The sequence below is a fragment of the Yoonia maritima genome, from assembly GCF_043641945.1.
GTDB lineage: Bacteria > Pseudomonadota > Alphaproteobacteria > Rhodobacterales > Rhodobacteraceae > Yoonia > Yoonia maritima_B.
In genome coordinates, this window is record NZ_JBHZRX010000003.1 from 294879 (window position 1) to 312157 (window position 17279).

Below are 17279 nucleotides of genomic sequence, written 5' to 3' on the forward strand. Positions count from 1 at the left end.
AGCGCGGTATGAACCAGCCAAAAATACCCCCTGCCACCCGCGGCAGGGGCGAACGAAAACAGATCACTGCAGTATTCATCGATGTTGTTGGATTTAGCAACATAGCAAGTACAGCAGACGCCGAAGACCTCGAGCAATGGCTCGAAGAATTCTATGCCCAGTCTAAAGAAATCGTTGAGAAACACGACGGCGAAGTCACCGAATATTTGGGTGACGGTGTTGTTGCCCTTTTTGGCCTAGATCGCGCCGACGAACTGGCCGCACCCAAGGCCGTCAATGCGGCGCTAAGCGCAGTTTCCGACATCAACGCAGCATATAAAGGCAGCCTAGAAGTCCAGTTACGTGCAGGCGTGGCGACGGGCGAAGTCGCCGTTCGTGCATCAAATGCAGGCAACCTGCCACGTGCGACGGGAATGGTGACAACACTAGCTCAACGTATCCAAGAACGCGCCACCCCCGGCACAGTCATGATTGCGGAAAGCACCAAAGAACTACTGCGCGGGGCAATCGCAGTTACGCCCGTGCCAGATCAAAAGCTAAAGGGTTTTTCGGAAAAACAGACCCTATTTCAGCCTATTCCGCAAATAGTGCCGGCAAATGACATGCCCCAAGCGTTCTTTGTGGGCCGAAAAGCAGAACTAGGTCGCATTGAAAACAGTAGCCAGCCAAGCCTGATTATTGGCCCGGCAGGTATCGGCAAAACCGCGCTTTGTCGTCATGTTGCCCAAACCGCGCCACGCCCTGTCGTGTTCGGCGCTGACGGCGTCCATACGCGAGCAAGCTATCAGCCCTTCAAAGATTGGATCGTATCCCAGACGCGCAAAACGCTGCCGGATTTTGCGGATATCCAAAGCTGTTTTGAACCAACTGGCCTTGCTATTGACGCACAGCGAGCACTTGCGCTTGTGCTTGGCCTACCAGAAGGCCAGCGCCTGTTGGCGGAAAAGTCGAATGTCGCGTTGAAAGCCCTGATCGAAGACAGCATTTGGCAGGCTATCCAAGCTATTCAGCCTGACGGATTGCTTATTGTTGAGGATCTTCACTGGCTCGACAACGCCAGCTTTGGCGTGCTGGTAAACATCCTGCAAAGTCCGAGCGCCGCCCGCTATCAGATTTTGATGACAAGCCGAGAAGACACAAAAATCGGCAAATATCTGGATAGCCTGCCTATCACGATGATCCCGCTCGATGTGTTGGATAATGCTGATGCCTCTAGCATGTTGGATGCATTGGCACGGGGGAAAACGCAGGCAAGCAATCGCGAAGAGCTAATCGAAAAAGCCGCCGGTATTCCGCTGTTCCTTGAGCAACTATTCCAACGCTCCGTCGCGGGCGATGCGGCGAATGACGGTGTGCCGGGAACATTGATGGATCTGCTCGCGGACCAAATCGACGCGACCGGTTCTTCAAAGCCAGTCTTGCAGTGCGCATCGATCATTGGCCGTAGCTTTAGCATGGAAATGCTGCGCTCTATCGCAGCCGACCTTGGACCTTTGGAAACCCACCTTAAAAAAGCCTGCGCGCGCGGTGTGCTTCAAGAAGTGTCCGAGGAAGGTTGGACGTTTTCACACGCGCTTTTACATCAAGCTGCGTATCAAGGAATGCTGCGCCGGACCCGCGTCGATTATCACAGCCAGATCGCCGCTTACCTGCAAGACAAACACGCGGACGCCGTACGCCGTGACCCGGCATTGTTGACCAACCACCTAAGTCTTGCACAGCAACACGTGCCCGCGATCCAAAGCTATCTTGCGGTCAGCCAATGGGCGCTGTTCCAAGGTGCGTTTGAAGATGCCGAGGCGCATATCCTCGCCGCGATTGCGCTCTGCGCACAAGCCCCGGACGATGTGGATACCACCGATCTTGAAATCGCATGCCATACAGCGCTTGGCTCAATTCGCGTACAAATGGGCGGCTATAACGCGCCAAACGTCAAAGAAGCATTCGACACAGTCGTTAAGCTTGCAGCGACCCAACACCGTCACTCCGCGGCGAACGGCCCCGCATTTTATGGCAGCTTCTCGCACGCAGTTGTGTCCGGGGACAAAGCAGGCTCTGACAAATTTAGCGAACTACTATTGGAAACCGCGTCGCGTGTTCCCGCAGCTGAAACCGACAATGAGGTGCAGCTTGCCTCTTTGAACGTCGAAGCCTGCTTGCATTGTTATAGCGGCAACTTTGAAAAGCTGTTTGTTGAGACTGCAAAACTCCGCGAAATCTACGACATCACCAAACACGGTGCGATGATTACGAAATACGGCGTCGACACATTCGCTGCGACGCAGATGTTCGATAGCGTTGGGCAATCGATCTATGGGGATGCGCATTTGATCCCCGACCTTGTTGCCGAAGCCGACGCGCATCAAGAATTACTGAACATTCCAGTCATGCGGCCCTATGCCCTGATCTGGGGGTCCGTGCCCTTGTTCTACGCCGGTGATGTGGAAACCGCCGTTGCGCGCGTAATCGAAGGAATTGCGGCGGCGACTGAACAAGACGCTGCATTCTGGCAGGTCACGGGTGCGGCGTGGCTAAATGTCATGGACCCAAGCCAAAGCGACACCCCCGAAGGGTTGGCAGCTTTTGGTCAAGTTATCAGCACACACGACCTCATCGGTGCACGCATCGGTCTACCCTATTTCAGGGCACATTATGCTGTCGCCTTAGCAAAGCACGGCCAATTCGACGCGGCACTTCAGGAATCACTGTCTGCGGTGACCGAAAACAGAGCAAGCGGGTTGAACTGCTGGTTTGCCGAAGTTCTGCGCCTGCATGCAAAAGTTTGCCAGATGGCCGGGCAGCCCGATGCAGCAGCCTCAGCACTTGAACAATCCGTGTCGGTTGCACAGTCGCAAAACGCGCGTTTGTGGCTCATCCGTACGCGGCTTGATCAACTTGACGCAGGACTAATCAGCAAAGCGGATCTCGCCCGTGCGGTCGATTTGTTCCATCCACACGCGACCCCGCCCGAAGTCATCGCCGCGAAACAGATATTAATCGACGCATGAATACAGACGAACTTCTGGCGCTTAATCTTCCACTATTCGAGGGTGTAACGCCCGCGGACCTTGATGACATTCCATTGGGCCTTAGCGAAAAGTCGTTCGAAGCCTGGCAGACGATCTTTGATCAAGACGATGACTCATCCGATCTATACTTTCTGCTCTCTGGTTCGCTGCTCGCGGTTTACTGGACGAATGAAGGGCGCGAGATCGTATTCTCTCGATTTCCGATCGGCGCACATTTTGGTGAACTTGCTGCGTTGGACGGCTCGAACCGTTCTTTGGCTGCAGTCGCCAAGACCGAAGCAAAGGTGCTAATCCTTAAACGCGAAAGTTTCCTGCGGCTCTTCAATGAAATCCCTGTCATTCGTGACCGGATCACGCGGCAGCTTGTTGGACGTATCCGCACTTTGACCGAACGCAACATGGAAATGACGACGCTTTCGGTAGAACAACGCGTAGGGACATATTTGTTCCGTTTGGCCGCTGAACATGGTAAGCTATCTGCAGGCGCTGTGATTGAAAACGCGCCAACCCACGCAGAGATCGCAGGAACCATCGGTGCAAACCGCGAAATGGTCAGCCGATCCATCAGCAAACTATCCAAGCGTGGGGTGATAAGATCATCGCGGCAGCGCATAGAAATTCGTGACCCCGAAGCGCTGTCCGAAGAACTGAACTAACTGTGCCTTAGCGCACAAACCTTTGTAGCGATTACTGTTAGAGAGAAACTAACAATTTTGAATAGGCCATAACCATGAGACTATTTAGCATGTTCGGACCCGAAGGCGTTGTTGGATTGATCGTCGCTTTCATCCTACTCTACCCCACCGTATTTGGGTAAATATCACACCGCGCTTTTTCTTAAAAAAACGCTTTGGTCTAAGCAGGTGCTTGGGCTACACAACCACTACAAGACTACGAATCAAGGAGACTGCTTATGGAACGAAAGGACATCATCCATCTTAGCTGGTAACCCAGCTTAGCAGTGCAGCTGTGCCATTGGCCCAGCGCAATTTTCTCCAAATATACTTAAGATTCGTAGATCGGATAGCAGATGCATCCCCCGTTTTTTATCGTCGACCACAAGGTCGGCACCGATATTCATCAGCCATATACCGAGCGGCCACTCAAACGCCGCACGAACCCTGAGCAGTTGCAGATGACTCCTGTGGCCAGCGGCTGGCCGCCCGTACCTTTTTTGCCAAAGACGGAAGAGCACTTGCAATTGATCCGGCTGCCCAGCGGCAAGATGATTGCAGCACGGCCACGGCTGCAAATTGTACCGCAGCCGCAGCGGAACCTGCGCCATGTTGTCGGGCGTTGGCTGATCCGGCTTGGCCAACGCATGATACTGGAAAATCGTCCCGGGTAATTGACCCGGGGCGATCAGTGCTTACGTTGATGCCGTCACAACCCAAAGGAATGTCGATGTTTTTTCGTTCTGTCGCGACTGCTGTTTTCACCTTTCTAGGCGTGCCCGCCGTCGCGCTATGTGTCGGTGATAACTACCTTAATCAGATCACTACAGAGCAACACCAACGTCTGGAAGCGGCTGTTGGAGAAATTCCGTTTGCTGAGGGATTGATTTGGGATGCCAACAAAGACGGAAAGCATCTAAAAATCGTCGGCACGATGCACATCTACGATCCGCGTCTAGATGCCTTGTTTGGTCGATTGGACGACGCGATTGCTGATGCAGATTTAGTTCTTGTCGAAGCAACACCAGAGGATCAGGCCGCGCTGCAACAACTGATGGCAACAGATCCCGGCCAGCTTTTCCTGACCGAGGGCCCGACTCTGCCGGAAATGCTTGATGAAGAAACCTGGAAGCTGCTCTCTGCGGCTGCGGCTGAACGGAATGTGCCCGGCTTTATGCTGGCGAAAATGCAGCCTTGGTACGCATCAATGGTATTGGCCATTCCCCCTTGCGCGATGAATGACATGATGGCGGGCAAACGTGGGCTCGACCATATGATTATGGACGCCGCAACAAATGAGGGGATACCGCTGCAAGCGCTTGAGGACTTCAACACCCTATTCTCTATCTTCCAGGAAGAGCCGCTCGAAGAGCAGTTAGAGGTTTTGCGCATGAGCCTGATGATGCCGGATATTCAGCAGCAGGTCTTTGTTGCGATGCTTGATCGTTATTTTGCAGAGGACGTCGGAACGCTGTGGCAAATGTCCCGCATTGCGATGGATGATTTGCCTACCTTGGATTCACAGACTGCTACTGAACTCTTTGACGAAACCCAAAATGCCATGCTTGATGAACGTAACCGCAATTGGATTCCTGTTATCACGCAGGCGTCCCGCACACATGACAACATCATTGTTGCTTCGGGCGCTGCGCATTTGATCGGTGAAAACGGAATTCTTAGCCTGTTGCAGAACGAAGGCTGGACCATCACACGCGACGATTAATCGTCACCAAAGTCAGCAAGCCCCTTTTGGCCAGCTTTGGTTAGGCCATAGACCCCACGCTCGACACGTTCGAACCAACCATAGTGGTCATCCGCCATGATCCGAGTGGCTTGTGGGACTTCTGCCCATTCTTTGACCTTGGCGCCCTTGGATGGGCCATGGATTGCCAGAAAGCGTGCGCAGCGTACGGCGTCTTGGCGGTATCCGGTGACGATTCCATGGCGTGTTGCTCCGCCCGAATTTGGATCACCCTGCAACCGATCAAAGGCGCGCACCAAACGGGTGTGCTTCTTTTTGGATTTTCGGGGTGTGTAAGGCGCCGGATCAGCAAGCACCTCTACAAATCCGTCACGCTCGCGGACGGTCATAACACCTAGCCCAACGCGGCGGGCCAGTTTCACATTCGCCTTGAGCGCCTTTGCCCGCCCACCAGCAGGCACAGCGACATAAACGTGATCGGTGACAAGCAGCCGTTCGATCCCCTGATGAAACAATGCCAGTGAAAAGCCAAGCTTTAGCTCGACCACTACCAAATCATCGCCACGTCGCGCGACAACATCGGCGGCGCCGACTTCTCCCTTAACGTCATAGCCCTGCCGTTGCAGGTGGGCTTTGATTGGGGGGTATAGATCGGCTTCGCGCAAATTGGTCTCCTACGCGGTCAAACAAAACGAAATCTGCCACGCAAGCAAGCCCCACCGCCATGACAGCGATGGGGAATGGTTTCTATCGGCCGCCTAAACGACCGGGAAATCGCGGTGGTCGCGCATCAATGCGCGCACGGCGCTGTAGGTTTGACACGGGCCGCCCTTGCCGAACGCCGACCGGTTCAGGGCGCACAGCACGGCGGTTTTTTGTAGCGGACAGCGGGTTTTGACCCGGCTTACGGGGTTTAGGTGATTTACGGGGCATATCTGCACCTTTCGATAAATGATCATGGGGCCATTACGGCCAAGCGACACGCCAAAAACGGCGTTACTGCAGCATGTCCATTGTCAGGGTGTTCCTCTCAAAAAGGGTCGGGCGACGGTTGTGCCCATCAAGAATGGCGAGGCGGTTAAGCGTTCTGGTCCATTGTTAGGTTCCTCCTTTTCGGTAAGTCAATTTACCACACCGCCGATATTCGGTCAAACCAACGCGATGGGGTGACAGGGTGGCTGGACACTTCTATAAGACGGCCAAATTCTCCCTTAGAAAGTGACAGCAATGACAACTCTTGTTTTCGGCCACAAAGCACCTGACACAGACAGCACCGGTTCCCCATTGATCTGGGAATGGTTCCTGAACCACACCGGCATCGAAGCCAAAGCAGCCCTGCTTGGCACTCCAAACACCGAAGCCGCTTTTGTTGCCAAACGCTGGGGCTTTGAACTGCCCGCAGTGATCGCAGATGTCGAAGACGATCAGTCTTGCGTTATCGTTGACACCAACAACCCTGCAGAGCTGCCAGCGAACATCAACAACGCTGACGTTCTGGCAATCATCGACCACCACAAACTGGCCGGTGGTCTGGAAACGAAGAACCCAATCAACATCACAATTCGTCCGCTCGCATGTACTGCGACAATCATGCACGAGATGATGGGCGACAAAGCTGCTGACATGCCAGAAGGCGTCAAAGGTCTGATGCTGTCTTGCATCCTGTCCGACACGCTGGCGTTCCGTTCACCAACAACGACATCTGTGGACAAGGACCTTGCCGAAGCATTGGCCAAAGATCTGAAGATCGATCTTGAAGCTTATGCATCCGAAATGTTCGAAGCAAAATCAGACGTTTCTGCGTTCTCTGACGCGGAACTGCTGCGCATGGATAGCAAAGAATACGGCGTAGACGGCAAGAAATTCCGTGTGTCTGTTCTGGAAACCACAGCGCCCAAGATCATCTTGGACCGCAAGGCATCCATCATGGAAACCATGCCGAAAGTCGCCAAAGAAGACGGCGTAGACGAGGTTCTATTGTTCGTCGTGGACATCTTGAACGAAGAAGCAACAATGTTCATTCCAAACGACGTTGTGAAAACGGTTGCTGAGAAATCATTCGACGCCAAAGTCGAAGGTGACAGCGTTGTTCTGCCCGGCATCATGAGCCGTAAAAAGCAGATCATCCCGAACCTTAAGGCCTAAACTGCCTGCCCCCGGACGTGATCCGGGGCTTTCCATCCTTACAATTATCAAAGGCCGCGCCATGACCCGGATTATCGAAACTTTCGCAGACATCTCGGGCCAGTATGACGCGGCCTTTGTTGACCTTTGGGGTTGCATGCACAACGGCGTTAAGGCCCTGCCAGACGCAGTCGCAGCCATGCAAGCCTATCGCGCGCAGGGTGGTGTTGTGGTGCTTGTCACCAATTCACCTCGCCCTTGGGAATCAGTTGCGCATCAGATCTTGGACTTTGGCATTCCAGAGGATGCATGGGACGCGATTGCAACATCGGGCGACAGCGCGCGTGCTGCCATGTATCGCGGCATCGTCGGTAAAAAGGTCTACTTCATGGGTGAAAGCCCGCGCGACGATGCCTTTTTTGAACCTCTCAAGATTATCGACAAACCTGTTAACATTGAGCGAGTTCCATTGGATCAGGCTGAAGGCATCGTTTGCTGCGGCCCGTTCGATCCGATGGCCGACCTTGCTGTGAACCGCGCCGACTTCCTTTACGCCAAACAAAAGGGCCTAAAGCTGCTGTGCGCCAACCCTGATATCGTCGTTGATCGTGGCAACGTTCGTGAATGGTGTGCGGGTGCCTTGGCCCAGCTTTACACTGAAATGGGCGGAGAGAGCCTGTATTTCGGTAAACCCCACCCACCCATCTATGACCTTGCGCGCCGCCGTTTAGCCGCGTTGAACAAGGTACCATCTGACGCGTCTGTCATCGCGATTGGCGACGGCCCGCACACTGATGTACTGGGCGCTCTTCAAGAAGATTTGGATGTGTTGTTCATTTCAGGCGGATTGGCCGCTGCCGAAACGAAAACGACGACGCAACCTGACCCGGATGCACTGAAAACCTATCTGGATGATCAAAAGATCAGCGCCACCTTCGCTATCGGCCACTTGCGCTAACGTAACGCTTGATTTTTCTGCGCTTGCAAAGTAATAAAATTTCAAAGCCAAACGGCATATGGGATTTTTTGTTACTCAATGGAGCGCAACATGCTAGATAACGCCCCACGCGGAACGATCTGTATCGAAGATATCGAGATCGGTATGGTCCGGTCTTTGCGCAAGGTCGTAACTGACCGCGATATTGAGCTATTCGCCGAAGTCTCGACCGACCGGAACCCAGTGCATCTTGACGACGACTATGCCCAAGACACGATCTTTGGCGGGCGTATCGCGCATGGGATGCTGACTGCTGGCCTAGTATCAGCCGTAATTGGTGAACAACTTCCCGGTCATGGCACGGTATATCTAGGCCAAAGCCTGAAGTTCCTTGCGCCGGTTCGCCCCGGTGACATGGTTCTAGCAGAAGTCGAAGTCGTCGACATTGATCACGCAAAACGCCGGGTGACGATGAATACCCGCTGCCTTGTGAACGACAAAAAGGTGTTGGTGGGGGATGCGACCGTTCTCGCTCCGTCGCGCAAGTTCGACTAGGGTTGCAGCCCCCCTCAGGCCGCGCTACGCAAGGCCATGCGCATCATCCGAGACACCCTATTTATTGACCCTAGCGACCGCGGCGCGGCCGCGGCTATTGGCAACTTTGATGGGGTCCATGTCGGGCACCAATCTGTCATTGATCTCGCGCGGGCTGCGGCTAAGACCGCGAATGCGCCATTGGGCGTCATGACGTTTGAACCCCATCCACGCACATATTTTTCACGCGATCCAAATCCGTTTCGGCTGATGAACGCAGAGGCGCGCGCGCACCGCCTAGAAAAGCTAGGCGTCGAAAAGCTGTATGAGGTTCCGTTCAACGAAGCACTCGCGAACCTAACGCCACGCGAATTCGCACAATCTGTCATCACTGACCGGTTGGGCCTAAAGCACGTTGTTGTTGGCGCTGACTTTTGTTTTGGTAAAGGGCGTGCTGGCACGGTCGCTGACCTTCAGGCATTCGGTGAAGAAATGGGCTTTGGCGTGACTGTCGCGCCGATCCTAACTGTTGACGCCGCCAACGTGTCCTCCACCGCGATCCGTCAGGCGCTGACCGATGGAAAACCGCGCGATGCCGCCGCGATGCTAGGTCACTGGCACCGGATCGAAGGCGAGGTCATTCGTGGCGACCAGCGTGGTCGTGACCTTGGCTTCCCGACGGCAAACATGTCGATCACCGGGCTGCACCCACCGAAATTTGGCGTCTATGCAGTGAAGGTCGATGTCCTAGATGGCCCGCATGCGGGTACATATGATGGCGCCGCATCCATTGGCGTGCGCCCCATGTTCAATGGCGAAGTTCCAAACTGCGAAAGCTTCCTTTTCGACTTTAAGGGTGACCTATACGGCGCGACCCTATCCGTCGCCTTGATCGAATACCTACGCCCAGAGCTTAAGTTCGATGGGCTAGACGCGCTGATTGCTCAAATGGATGCTGATTGCGACACCGCCCGAAAGATCCTGCAAGATGTCGAATGAAATCACACGCGCGGGTCTAGCGGACCGGTTTTGGGAAACCAAACCGATGGACAAGCTTAACAAACCCGAATGGGAAGCCTTGTGCGATGGCTGCGGCAAATGCTGCGTGAATAAGCTCGAGGACGAAGACACTGGCGTGGTTGTGATGACACGCGTGGCCTGCCGTCTGTTGGACGACGAAAGCTGTCTTTGTAGTAATTACCCTAACCGCCATCAATTCGTCCCTGAATGCATCGTTTTAACGCCCAAGACGATCCAAGAGACGATGTATTGGCTGCCCCAGACCTGTGCCTATCGCCTAATCTATGAAGGTCGCCCTCTGTACGACTGGCATCCGCTGATTACAGGCGATTCAGAATCGGTTCACCGTGCAGGCGTGTCCGTAAAGGGCATGACCGTCCCTGAATTCGAGGTCGACGAAGACGACTGGGAAGATCACGTCATAGAGGAACCTACCTAGATGTTTTTCTCATCCGATAATGCCGGTCCTGCGCACCCAAAAGTCATCGAAGCCGTCATGGCTGCCAACACCGGCTATGCACCAGGCTATGGCGCGGATACGATCATGGACACCGTGCGTCAGCAAGTGCGAGATGTGTTCGAGGCCCCAGAAGCCGCCGTTTATCTGGTCATCAACGGGACCAGCGCAAACGCCCTACTGCTCGCTACTATGTCCCAACCTTGGGATACCATTTTTTGTGCCGATGTCGCCCACATCCAAGAAGACGAATGCAACGCGCCAGAGTTCTATTCACAAGCAAAGCTAACGCTCGTGCCGACTGATGACGCGAAGATGTCGCCAGACGTGTTGCGCGCCAAGATCGAGGCCGAACAGAACCGTGGCGTCCATGGCCCGCAACGTGGGCCGCTGTCGATCACGCAAGTGACCGAAAAAGGCACGATCTATACGCTCGACGAAATCAAGGCTTTGACTGACATCGCCAGTGGCTTTGGCATGAAAACCCATATGGACGGCGCCAGATTTGCGAACGCATTGGTTGCGCTGGATTGTAGCCCTGCAAAAATGACATGGAAGGCTGGCATCGACACCGTCAGCTTTGGTGGCACCAAGAACGGTGCGATGGGCGTAGAGGCCTGCGTGATCTTTGATCCTGACCTTGCATGGGAATTTGAACTGCGGCGCAAGCGCGGAGGCCACCTGCTGTCCAAGCATCGTTTTCTATCCGCACAGATGCAGGCCTATCTAACCGATGGGCTGTGGCTAGATACTGCGCGCGCGGCCAACGCCCGCTGTGCTCAATTGGCCGAAGGGCTTCGCGGGCATAACGCGCTGACGCTCCAATACGACCCGCAGGCGAACATTATCTTTTTCGACATGCCGCGCAGCGAACACAAGCGCATGCTGGATGGTGGCGCATTCTATTATGTAATGAATGGCGATCCCAATGAGGGCGACCCAGACGCGCTGTTAACGGGCCGTCTGGTCACCGATTGGTCGATGACCGAAGGCGGGGTTCAGCAGTTCATCAATCTGCTGAACGGATGATGTCGGCAACCTGATCAGCATGGGTCATCGGCAGCATATGTCCCGCACCCGGCACCACATGATCAGTCGCGTTCGGTAATCGCGTAGCCAGCGTGGCGAGAATATCAGCCATGACAGCCTGCGACGCACCACCACGGATAAGCGTGACGGGTATATCAACTGCGCCTAGCCGCTGTTCTGATGTGATCCCAGCCGCGTCTTCTTCGATCTCGGCCGCACCTGCTACGACCAAATGAATGCGTTCCGTCAGGTACTGCCTACGCCGATCCGACATCGCATCCCACGGCATCCCGCCCCAGATTTCATTGAACATCTTGGCGGCGGCGTCTTCCTCCCCACGCAACATCGCTGCGACAAACGGGCGAAACCCCTTTGCGAATTCCGCGTGAGCGTCAGTGCCCTTGGCCGCCACAAAATAGACGGGTTCTATCAAGGTTAGACGGTTAACTAAGTCGGGGCGTTCCACGGCAAGCCGAAGCGCGGCGGTGGCACCAAAAGAATGGCCAATCACATGCGTTGGCCCATCACACAGCTGGCCAGCAACATCGGTGGTCAGCCGTTGATAGTCGCTTGCCCCGTCCCAATTGCCGCTTTGGCCATGACCGGGCAGATCGAACAAAGTCGCCCGAGAACCAAGCTGTTGGACCAGCGGCACCATTGCTTCGGAGCGACCAAGCGCACAATGCAAGACTAGTGCCGGAGAACCCTCTCCGACCGTATCGGCATGAATGTCATGCCCCATGATATTTTGCATTTAGCCGCGCCCAGCCAAATATGCATCGAGGTCATCAAGACGATCTTGGCCCCAGAACCGTTCGTCCGTGTCAGTAATAAAGAACGGCGCACCAAACGCACCTCGCGCGACGGCCTCTTCCAAGTTCTTGGCGTAGGTATCGGCGCTGGTCAGCATGTGTTTGTCCGCAAGATCCGGGGCAAAACCTGCTTTGGTCAAACAGTCACGAATGACATCATCTTGGGAAATATCGCGATCTTCGGCCCAACAGGCCGCGCCAATCGCATGGACGAGCGCAGCAACGTCGCCACCTTCGTTTTGCGCCGCGATGATCGCATAGGACGATGGCGCAGGATTCGTTGGCCAAAACGCAGGCTTTGGGTTCAATGGCATGCCCGTCTGGGCGGTCTGACGGCGCAGTTCTTGTGCACGGTATTCCATGCGGCTGGGGTGCCGATCTTTGGGCGCTGTGCCACCGGTCCGGGAAAACAGGCTCATGATATCAAGCGGCTTATAAGTGATGGTCGCGCCGTGCTTGGCCGCGATTTCAGCCGGACGAGTCCCGCATAGGTAGCTAAACGGCGAAATCGTTGCAAAGAAGTAGTCAATATGGGCCATTTTTTAGTCTCCTAAGGTGCGCGAATTGTTTGCGCGACGGTAACCCTGTGTTAGTCGGTGTCAACGCTTCGAATCTGTCACGTCTCTGTTACTGCCTTCTGCCAAAGGACCCTACTGATGCCAACTATGACTGCGCCAAAGCTGATTTCAGGAAATGCCAATCAGCCGTTAGCCCAAGCAATCTCTCGCCGGATGTCGATGCACCGCGGCATGGATGTCGGACTTGTCGATGCCCGTGTTGAACGGTTCAATGACGGCGAAATCTTTGTCGAAGTTTATGAAAACGTCCGCGGCGAAGACATGTTCATCGTCCAGCCAACATCGAACCCCGCCAACGACAATCTGATGGAACTGCTGATCATCGCTGACGCGTTGCGGCGTTCATCGGCTGCGCGCATCACCGCAGTGATCCCTTACTTTGGCTACGCACGCCAAGACCGCCGTTCCAAGGCCCGCACGCCGATCACTGCTAAGCTGGTCGCGAACATGCTGGTCGAAGCCGGTGTAGAACGTATCTTGACCCTGGATTTGCACGCAACGCAGATTCAGGGTTTTTTCGACATCCCAGTTGATAACCTTTACGCATCACCAATTTACGCGCTCGACGCGATGCATAACTTCCGGTCTTGCATGGATGACGTCATGGTCGTCTCCCCTGACGTTGGTGGTGTGGCGCGTGCCCGCGATCTGGCGCAGCGTATCAACGCACCACTGTCCATCGTCGACAAACGCCGAGGCAAACCCGGCGAGGTCGCTGAGATGACCGTCATTGGTGACGTCAAAGACCGCGTGTGTATTATCGTCGATGACATCGTTGATACGGCTGGTACGCTTTGCAAAGCGGCTGAAGTTCTGATGGATAACGGCGCGAAAGAGGTTCACTCGTACATCACGCATGGTGTTCTGTCTGGCCCGGCCGTCGAACGCATTACGAAGTCAGCGATGAAAAGCCTTGTCATCACCGACACGATCGCCGCGACAGAGGCTGTGCAAGCTGCGCCAAACATCCGCATCGTACCAACTGCGCCGATGTTCGCACAAGCAATCCTGAACACATGGAATGGCACATCCGTGTCGTCTCTGTTCGATCACAAGACGCTCGGCCCAATCTACGAAGGCCTATACACTGCGGATTAAAGCATTCAGGGCGTCGATTCATTCGGCGCCCTTTCTCTATCTAATAGAGCTCCCAGCCTTCGTCGTGAGGCAGCTCTCCGAACGACGTCCAGGCAATGCGCACGCGTGCTACTTGCGTGTCGGCCCAAGTCCGAAACACAATCTCAAACCCATCTTTGGTGATATTCTCTGCCTGCACGTCAGCGCGGGTGTTCGTTGAATTTGATATGTCCCACATAGACATAGAAACTTGGACATGCGGCACAGATCCGTAGGGCGTATTGAATTTCACTTTTGCACGACTCTGACGCGGGCCTTCGCCGCGCCACATCGCGCCGTCGTCTTCAAAGTCGGAAAACAGAACCACTTCGCCGTGGTCTATTCCTACTGTTCCACTACTTAATCTGTGCATTATTGTTCGCGAACTTTTAAAATACCTGTGGTTGTATTCCACTTTTCAACACAAATTGCGACCCTGCAATAGAAAAAGGCCCCGCAAAGCGGGGCCTCTAGCAATACTTTACGTAATCTTAACCGAAGTTAGATTGATTTGGGTCCAGACCGATGTGCGATCCAATCGCTACCATATCAGCAATCAGCTTGGCCGCGTCATCGACAGGACCAGGTTCGTTTTCGAACACTTCTTCATGCTTTTTGTACAGCTCTTTGGCGTCTGCGATCATTTGGTCGTAGACTTCTTGGGTCAATTCATCACGGTGCAGGGCCTGTTCAGCCAGCACAGAGACGCTTGTCGCGCTGATTTCAGCGAAACCACCAAGAACAACATATTCTTCAGTGGTGCCACCGTGTGTCACGCGCAAGATACCTGGGCGCAATGTCGTGATGGTTGGCGCGTGGCCAGCCATCGCGGTCATGTCACCGTCAGCACCGGGGATTTGGACCTCGGTCGCCTCGACCGACGCCAAACGGCGCTCGGGCGAGACTAGATCGAATTGTAGGTTTGCCATGTTGGCTCCTTACAGGTTCATTAAGCTGCGGCTGCAGCCATTTTTTCGGCTTTCGCTTTCACTTCGTCGATGCCGCCTACCATGTAGAATGCACCTTCTGGAAGGTGATCGTATTCGCCAGCGACAACGGCCTTAAAGGACGCAATTGTGTCTTCCAGCGGAACCTGAACACCTGGTGAACCAGTAAATACTTCAGCAACGTCAAACGGCTGCGACAGGAAGCGTTCGATTTTACGTGCACGTGAAACGGTCAGTTTGTCTTCTTCTGACAGTTCGTCCATGCCCAAAATCGCGATGATATCCTGAAGCGACTTGTAACGCTGCAGCATCTGCTGAACGTCAGCAGCAACTGCATAGTGCTCTTCACCAACGATTGCTGGGTCCAGCAGACGTGATGTTGAATCGAGCGGGTCAACCGCAGGGTAGATACCCTTTTCAGAGATAGCACGGTTCAGAACGGTTGTCGCATCAAGGTGCGCAAACGATGTTGCTGGTGCAGGGTCGGTAAGGTCATCCGCAGGTACGTAGATAGCCTGAACAGAAGTAATCGAACCGTTTTTGGTCGATGTAATACGTTCCTGCATCGCACCCATGTCGGTTGCCAGTGTTGGCTGGTAGCCCACAGCAGAAGGAATACGACCCAGAAGCGCGGACACCTCGGAACCAGCTTGTGTAAAGCGGAAGATGTTATCCACGAAGAACAGAACGTCTGTACCGGACTGGTCGCGGAACGCTTCGGCCATTGTCAGACCAGACAGCGCAACACGCATACGCGCACCGGGAGGCTCGTTCATCTGACCGTAAACCAGTGCCACTTTGGACTTGGTCAGGTCTTCCATGTTGATAACGTTGGATTCGATGAATTCGTAGTAAAGGTCGTTACCTTCACGTGTACGCTCACCAACACCCGCGAATACAGAGTAGCCAGAGTGCACTTTAGCGATGTTGTTGATCAGCTCTTGGATAAGAACTGTCTTACCAACACCCGCACCACCGAACAGACCAATTTTACCACCCTTCGCGTAAGGCGCGAGAAGGTCGATAACTTTGATGCCTGTTACCAGAACTTCGGACGCAGTGGACTGCTGTTCGAAAGCTGGCGCGTCAGCGTGGATGGAACGGCGATCTTTTTCACCGATTGGGCCACGTTCGTCGATTGGCTCACCGATCACGTTCATGATCCGGCCCAGTGTGGCGTCGCCAACTGGAACTGTGATTGTTGTGCCTTCGTCGGTCACTTCTTGACCGCGAACCAGACCTTCAGTGGAGTCCATAGCAATTGTACGAACTGTGTTTTCACCAAGGTGCTGAGCAACTTCGAGTGTCAGTTGCTTGCCGTTGTTGTCAGTGGTTAGGGCGTTCAAGATCTCTGGCAGGTGGTCACCGAACTGCACGTCAACGACGGCGCCGATGATCTGCGTGATCTTACCTTTAGCGTTTGCCATAATGGTTTTCTCCGGGGTCTAGAGCGCTTCCGCGCCCGAAATAATTTCAATCAGCTCGTTGGTGATCACAGCCTGACGCGAGCGGTTAAACTCGATTGTCAGTTGGTCGATCATGTCGCCAGCGTTGCGTGTTGCGTTGTCCATTGCAGACATCCGTGCGCCCTGCTCAGAGGCCGCGTTTTCCAGCAGAGCGCTGAAAATTGCCGTTGCAACACCGCGCGGCAACAAGTCAGCAAGAATTTCTTCTTCGCTTGGCTCGTAGTCGTAAAGTGCTGCTTCAGCATCTTCAGCCACATCAAAGCTGGCTGGGATGATTTGCTGTGCAGTCGGGTGCTGAGTAACAACGTTTTCAAAGCGCGCATAAAAGATAGTCGCGACATCAAATTCGTTATCATCAAAGCGGGACAGCACGTCCTTTGCAATGTTTTGCGCATCTACATAGCCGAGACGTTTGACGCCACTCATGTCGACGTGATCAACAAAGTATTCGCCCAACTCGCGTTTGATCGCGTCGCGGCCTTTTTTACCAACAGTGATGATTTTCACTGTCTTGCCTTCAGCGATCAGCTTTTGCGCATGTGTTTTGGCAAGCTTGGCAATGTTGCCGTTAAAGCCGCCACACAAACCACGTTCAGCCGTCATGACGACCAGAAGCTGTACCTGATCGCTGCCCGTACCGGACAGCAATTTAGGTGCACTTTCTGAACCGCCAACCGAAGCAGCAAGCCCGCCCATCACAGCGTTGAAACGCTCTGTGTAGGGGCGCGATGCCTCGGCTGCGTCTTGGGCGCGGCGCAATTTTGCAGCCGCGACCATCTGCATGGCCTTCGTGATCTTGCGGGTCGATTTGACCGACTCGATCCGATTTTTAAGGTCCTTAAGACTAGGCACGT

The 17279-nt window shown here is 54.3% G+C and carries 18 protein-coding genes; 11 read left to right on the forward strand and 7 right to left on the reverse strand.

Features of this window, described 5'->3' with window-relative positions; translation table 11 throughout:
- Nucleotides 1-8: 8 nt before the first annotated feature.
- The 4 genes from ACHUEV_RS08060 (at nt 9) to ACHUEV_RS08075 (ending at nt 5426) form a co-directional block, all read left to right on the forward strand.
- Nucleotides 9-3008: an ATP-binding protein gene (locus ACHUEV_RS08060; RefSeq protein WP_394178721.1), complete on the forward strand. Its 3000-nt coding sequence runs from the start codon at nt 9-11 to the stop codon at nt 3006-3008.
- Nucleotides 3005-3685, forward strand: a complete 681-nt coding sequence (locus ACHUEV_RS08065) for a Crp/Fnr family transcriptional regulator (protein ID WP_394178723.1) — start codon at nt 3005-3007, stop codon at nt 3683-3685. The genes ACHUEV_RS08060 and ACHUEV_RS08065 overlap by 4 nt, the downstream gene beginning before the upstream one ends.
- Before the next feature lie 374 nt (nt 3686-4059).
- Complete coding sequence (locus ACHUEV_RS08070) at nt 4060-4377, forward strand: hypothetical protein (protein ID WP_394178725.1); 318 nt, start codon at nt 4060-4062, stop codon at nt 4375-4377.
- Nucleotides 4378-4433: 56 nt separating this feature from the next.
- Nucleotides 4434-5426, forward strand: a complete 993-nt coding sequence (locus ACHUEV_RS08075) for a TraB/GumN family protein (RefSeq protein WP_394178727.1) — start codon at nt 4434-4436, stop codon at nt 5424-5426.
- On the opposite strand, the gene ACHUEV_RS08080 is transcribed toward ACHUEV_RS08075, so the two are convergent.
- Nucleotides 5423-6070, reverse strand: coding sequence for a DUF2161 domain-containing phosphodiesterase (locus ACHUEV_RS08080; RefSeq protein ID WP_394178729.1), 648 nt, complete (start codon nt 6068-6070; stop codon nt 5423-5425). The two genes, ACHUEV_RS08075 and ACHUEV_RS08080, sit on opposite strands and share 4 nt — an antisense overlap.
- Before the next feature lie 562 nt (nt 6071-6632).
- Here ACHUEV_RS08080 and ACHUEV_RS08085 point away from each other — a divergent pair.
- The 6 genes from ACHUEV_RS08085 (at nt 6633) to ACHUEV_RS08110 (ending at nt 11506) form a co-directional block, all read left to right on the forward strand.
- Entirely contained in the window at nt 6633-7550 is a 918-nt protein-coding gene (locus tag ACHUEV_RS08085) for a manganese-dependent inorganic pyrophosphatase (RefSeq protein WP_394178731.1), read from the forward strand.
- 61 nt (nt 7551-7611) lie between these two features.
- Complete coding sequence (locus ACHUEV_RS08090) at nt 7612-8487, forward strand: TIGR01459 family HAD-type hydrolase (protein WP_394178733.1); 876 nt, start codon at nt 7612-7614, stop codon at nt 8485-8487.
- Between the two features lie 90 nt (nt 8488-8577).
- On the forward strand, nt 8578-9021 hold the full coding sequence (locus ACHUEV_RS08095; RefSeq protein WP_106358574.1) for a MaoC family dehydratase: 444 nt from the start codon (nt 8578-8580) through the stop codon (nt 9019-9021).
- 36 nt (nt 9022-9057) lie between these two features.
- On the forward strand, nt 9058-9999 hold the full coding sequence (locus tag ACHUEV_RS08100; RefSeq protein WP_394178735.1) for a bifunctional riboflavin kinase/FAD synthetase: 942 nt from the start codon (nt 9058-9060) through the stop codon (nt 9997-9999).
- Nucleotides 9989-10459, forward strand: coding sequence for a YcgN family cysteine cluster protein (locus ACHUEV_RS08105; RefSeq protein WP_394178737.1), 471 nt, complete (start codon nt 9989-9991; stop codon nt 10457-10459). The genes ACHUEV_RS08100 and ACHUEV_RS08105 overlap by 11 nt, the downstream gene beginning before the upstream one ends.
- Nucleotides 10460-11506: a threonine aldolase family protein gene (locus tag ACHUEV_RS08110; RefSeq protein WP_394178739.1), complete on the forward strand. Its 1047-nt coding sequence runs from the start codon at nt 10460-10462 to the stop codon at nt 11504-11506. It begins immediately after the preceding gene.
- Here ACHUEV_RS08110 and ACHUEV_RS08115 read toward each other — a convergent pair.
- Entirely contained in the window at nt 11487-12260 is a 774-nt protein-coding gene (locus ACHUEV_RS08115; protein ID WP_394178741.1) for an alpha/beta fold hydrolase, read from the reverse strand. The genes ACHUEV_RS08110 and ACHUEV_RS08115 overlap by 20 nt on opposite strands.
- Nucleotides 12261-12857 carry a 2-hydroxychromene-2-carboxylate isomerase gene (locus ACHUEV_RS08120; protein WP_394178743.1) on the reverse strand — a complete coding sequence of 199 codons (597 nt, stop codon included), beginning with the start codon at nt 12855-12857 and terminating at the stop codon, nt 12261-12263. It lies immediately after the preceding gene.
- Between the two features lie 117 nt (nt 12858-12974).
- Between ACHUEV_RS08120 and ACHUEV_RS08125 the strand changes: the two genes are divergently transcribed.
- Nucleotides 12975-13994, forward strand: a complete 1020-nt coding sequence (locus ACHUEV_RS08125) for a ribose-phosphate pyrophosphokinase (RefSeq protein WP_394178745.1) — start codon at nt 12975-12977, stop codon at nt 13992-13994.
- A gap of 40 nt (nt 13995-14034) precedes the next feature.
- On the opposite strand, the gene ACHUEV_RS08130 is transcribed toward ACHUEV_RS08125, so the two are convergent.
- From ACHUEV_RS08130 to ACHUEV_RS08145, 4 genes are all read right to left on the reverse strand, one after another.
- Entirely contained in the window at nt 14035-14385 is a 351-nt protein-coding gene (locus ACHUEV_RS08130; RefSeq protein ID WP_394178747.1) for an H-type lectin domain-containing protein, read from the reverse strand.
- A 118-nt stretch (nt 14386-14503) separates the two neighbouring features.
- Nucleotides 14504-14941 (reverse strand): F0F1 ATP synthase subunit epsilon, encoded by a 438-nt coding sequence (locus ACHUEV_RS08135; RefSeq protein WP_394178749.1) that lies wholly within the window; start codon nt 14939-14941, stop codon nt 14504-14506.
- Nucleotides 14942-14961: 20 nt separating this feature from the next.
- Entirely contained in the window at nt 14962-16386 is a 1425-nt protein-coding gene (atpD, locus tag ACHUEV_RS08140; RefSeq protein ID WP_106358564.1) for a F0F1 ATP synthase subunit beta, read from the reverse strand.
- An 18-nt stretch (nt 16387-16404) separates the two neighbouring features.
- The gene (locus ACHUEV_RS08145; protein ID WP_394178752.1) at nt 16405-17277 is read right to left on the reverse strand and encodes a F0F1 ATP synthase subunit gamma; all 873 of its coding nucleotides are present in this window, start codon (nt 17275-17277) and stop codon (nt 16405-16407) included.
- Nucleotides 17278-17279 lie beyond the last annotated feature (2 nt).

Coding starts and splice junctions, on each gene's coding strand:
- ACHUEV_RS08060 (WP_394178721.1), top strand. CDS start 9: ATGAACCAGCCAAAAATACCCCCTGCCACCCGCGGCAGGGGCGAACGA.
- ACHUEV_RS08065 (WP_394178723.1), top strand. CDS start 3,005: ATGAATACAGACGAACTTCTGGCGCTTAATCTTCCACTATTCGAGGGT.
- ACHUEV_RS08070 (WP_394178725.1), top strand. CDS start 4,060: ATGCATCCCCCGTTTTTTATCGTCGACCACAAGGTCGGCACCGATATT.
- ACHUEV_RS08075 (WP_394178727.1), top strand. CDS start 4,434: ATGTTTTTTCGTTCTGTCGCGACTGCTGTTTTCACCTTTCTAGGCGTG.
- ACHUEV_RS08085 (WP_394178731.1), top strand. CDS start 6,633: ATGACAACTCTTGTTTTCGGCCACAAAGCACCTGACACAGACAGCACC.
- ACHUEV_RS08090 (WP_394178733.1), top strand. CDS start 7,612: ATGACCCGGATTATCGAAACTTTCGCAGACATCTCGGGCCAGTATGAC.
- ACHUEV_RS08095 (WP_106358574.1), top strand. CDS start 8,578: ATGCTAGATAACGCCCCACGCGGAACGATCTGTATCGAAGATATCGAG.
- ACHUEV_RS08100 (WP_394178735.1), top strand. CDS start 9,058: ATGCGCATCATCCGAGACACCCTATTTATTGACCCTAGCGACCGCGGC.
- ACHUEV_RS08105 (WP_394178737.1), top strand. CDS start 9,989: ATGTCGAATGAAATCACACGCGCGGGTCTAGCGGACCGGTTTTGGGAA.
- ACHUEV_RS08110 (WP_394178739.1), top strand. CDS start 10,460: ATGTTTTTCTCATCCGATAATGCCGGTCCTGCGCACCCAAAAGTCATC.
- ACHUEV_RS08115 (WP_394178741.1), bottom strand. CDS start 12,260: ATGCAAAATATCATGGGGCATGACATTCATGCCGATACGGTCGGAGAG.
- ACHUEV_RS08120 (WP_394178743.1), bottom strand. CDS start 12,857: ATGGCCCATATTGACTACTTCTTTGCAACGATTTCGCCGTTTAGCTAC.
- ACHUEV_RS08125 (WP_394178745.1), top strand. CDS start 12,975: ATGCCAACTATGACTGCGCCAAAGCTGATTTCAGGAAATGCCAATCAG.
- ACHUEV_RS08130 (WP_394178747.1), bottom strand. CDS start 14,385: ATGCACAGATTAAGTAGTGGAACAGTAGGAATAGACCACGGCGAAGTG.
- ACHUEV_RS08135 (WP_394178749.1), bottom strand. CDS start 14,941: ATGGCAAACCTACAATTCGATCTAGTCTCGCCCGAGCGCCGTTTGGCG.
- atpD (WP_106358564.1), bottom strand. CDS start 16,386: ATGGCAAACGCTAAAGGTAAGATCACGCAGATCATCGGCGCCGTCGTT.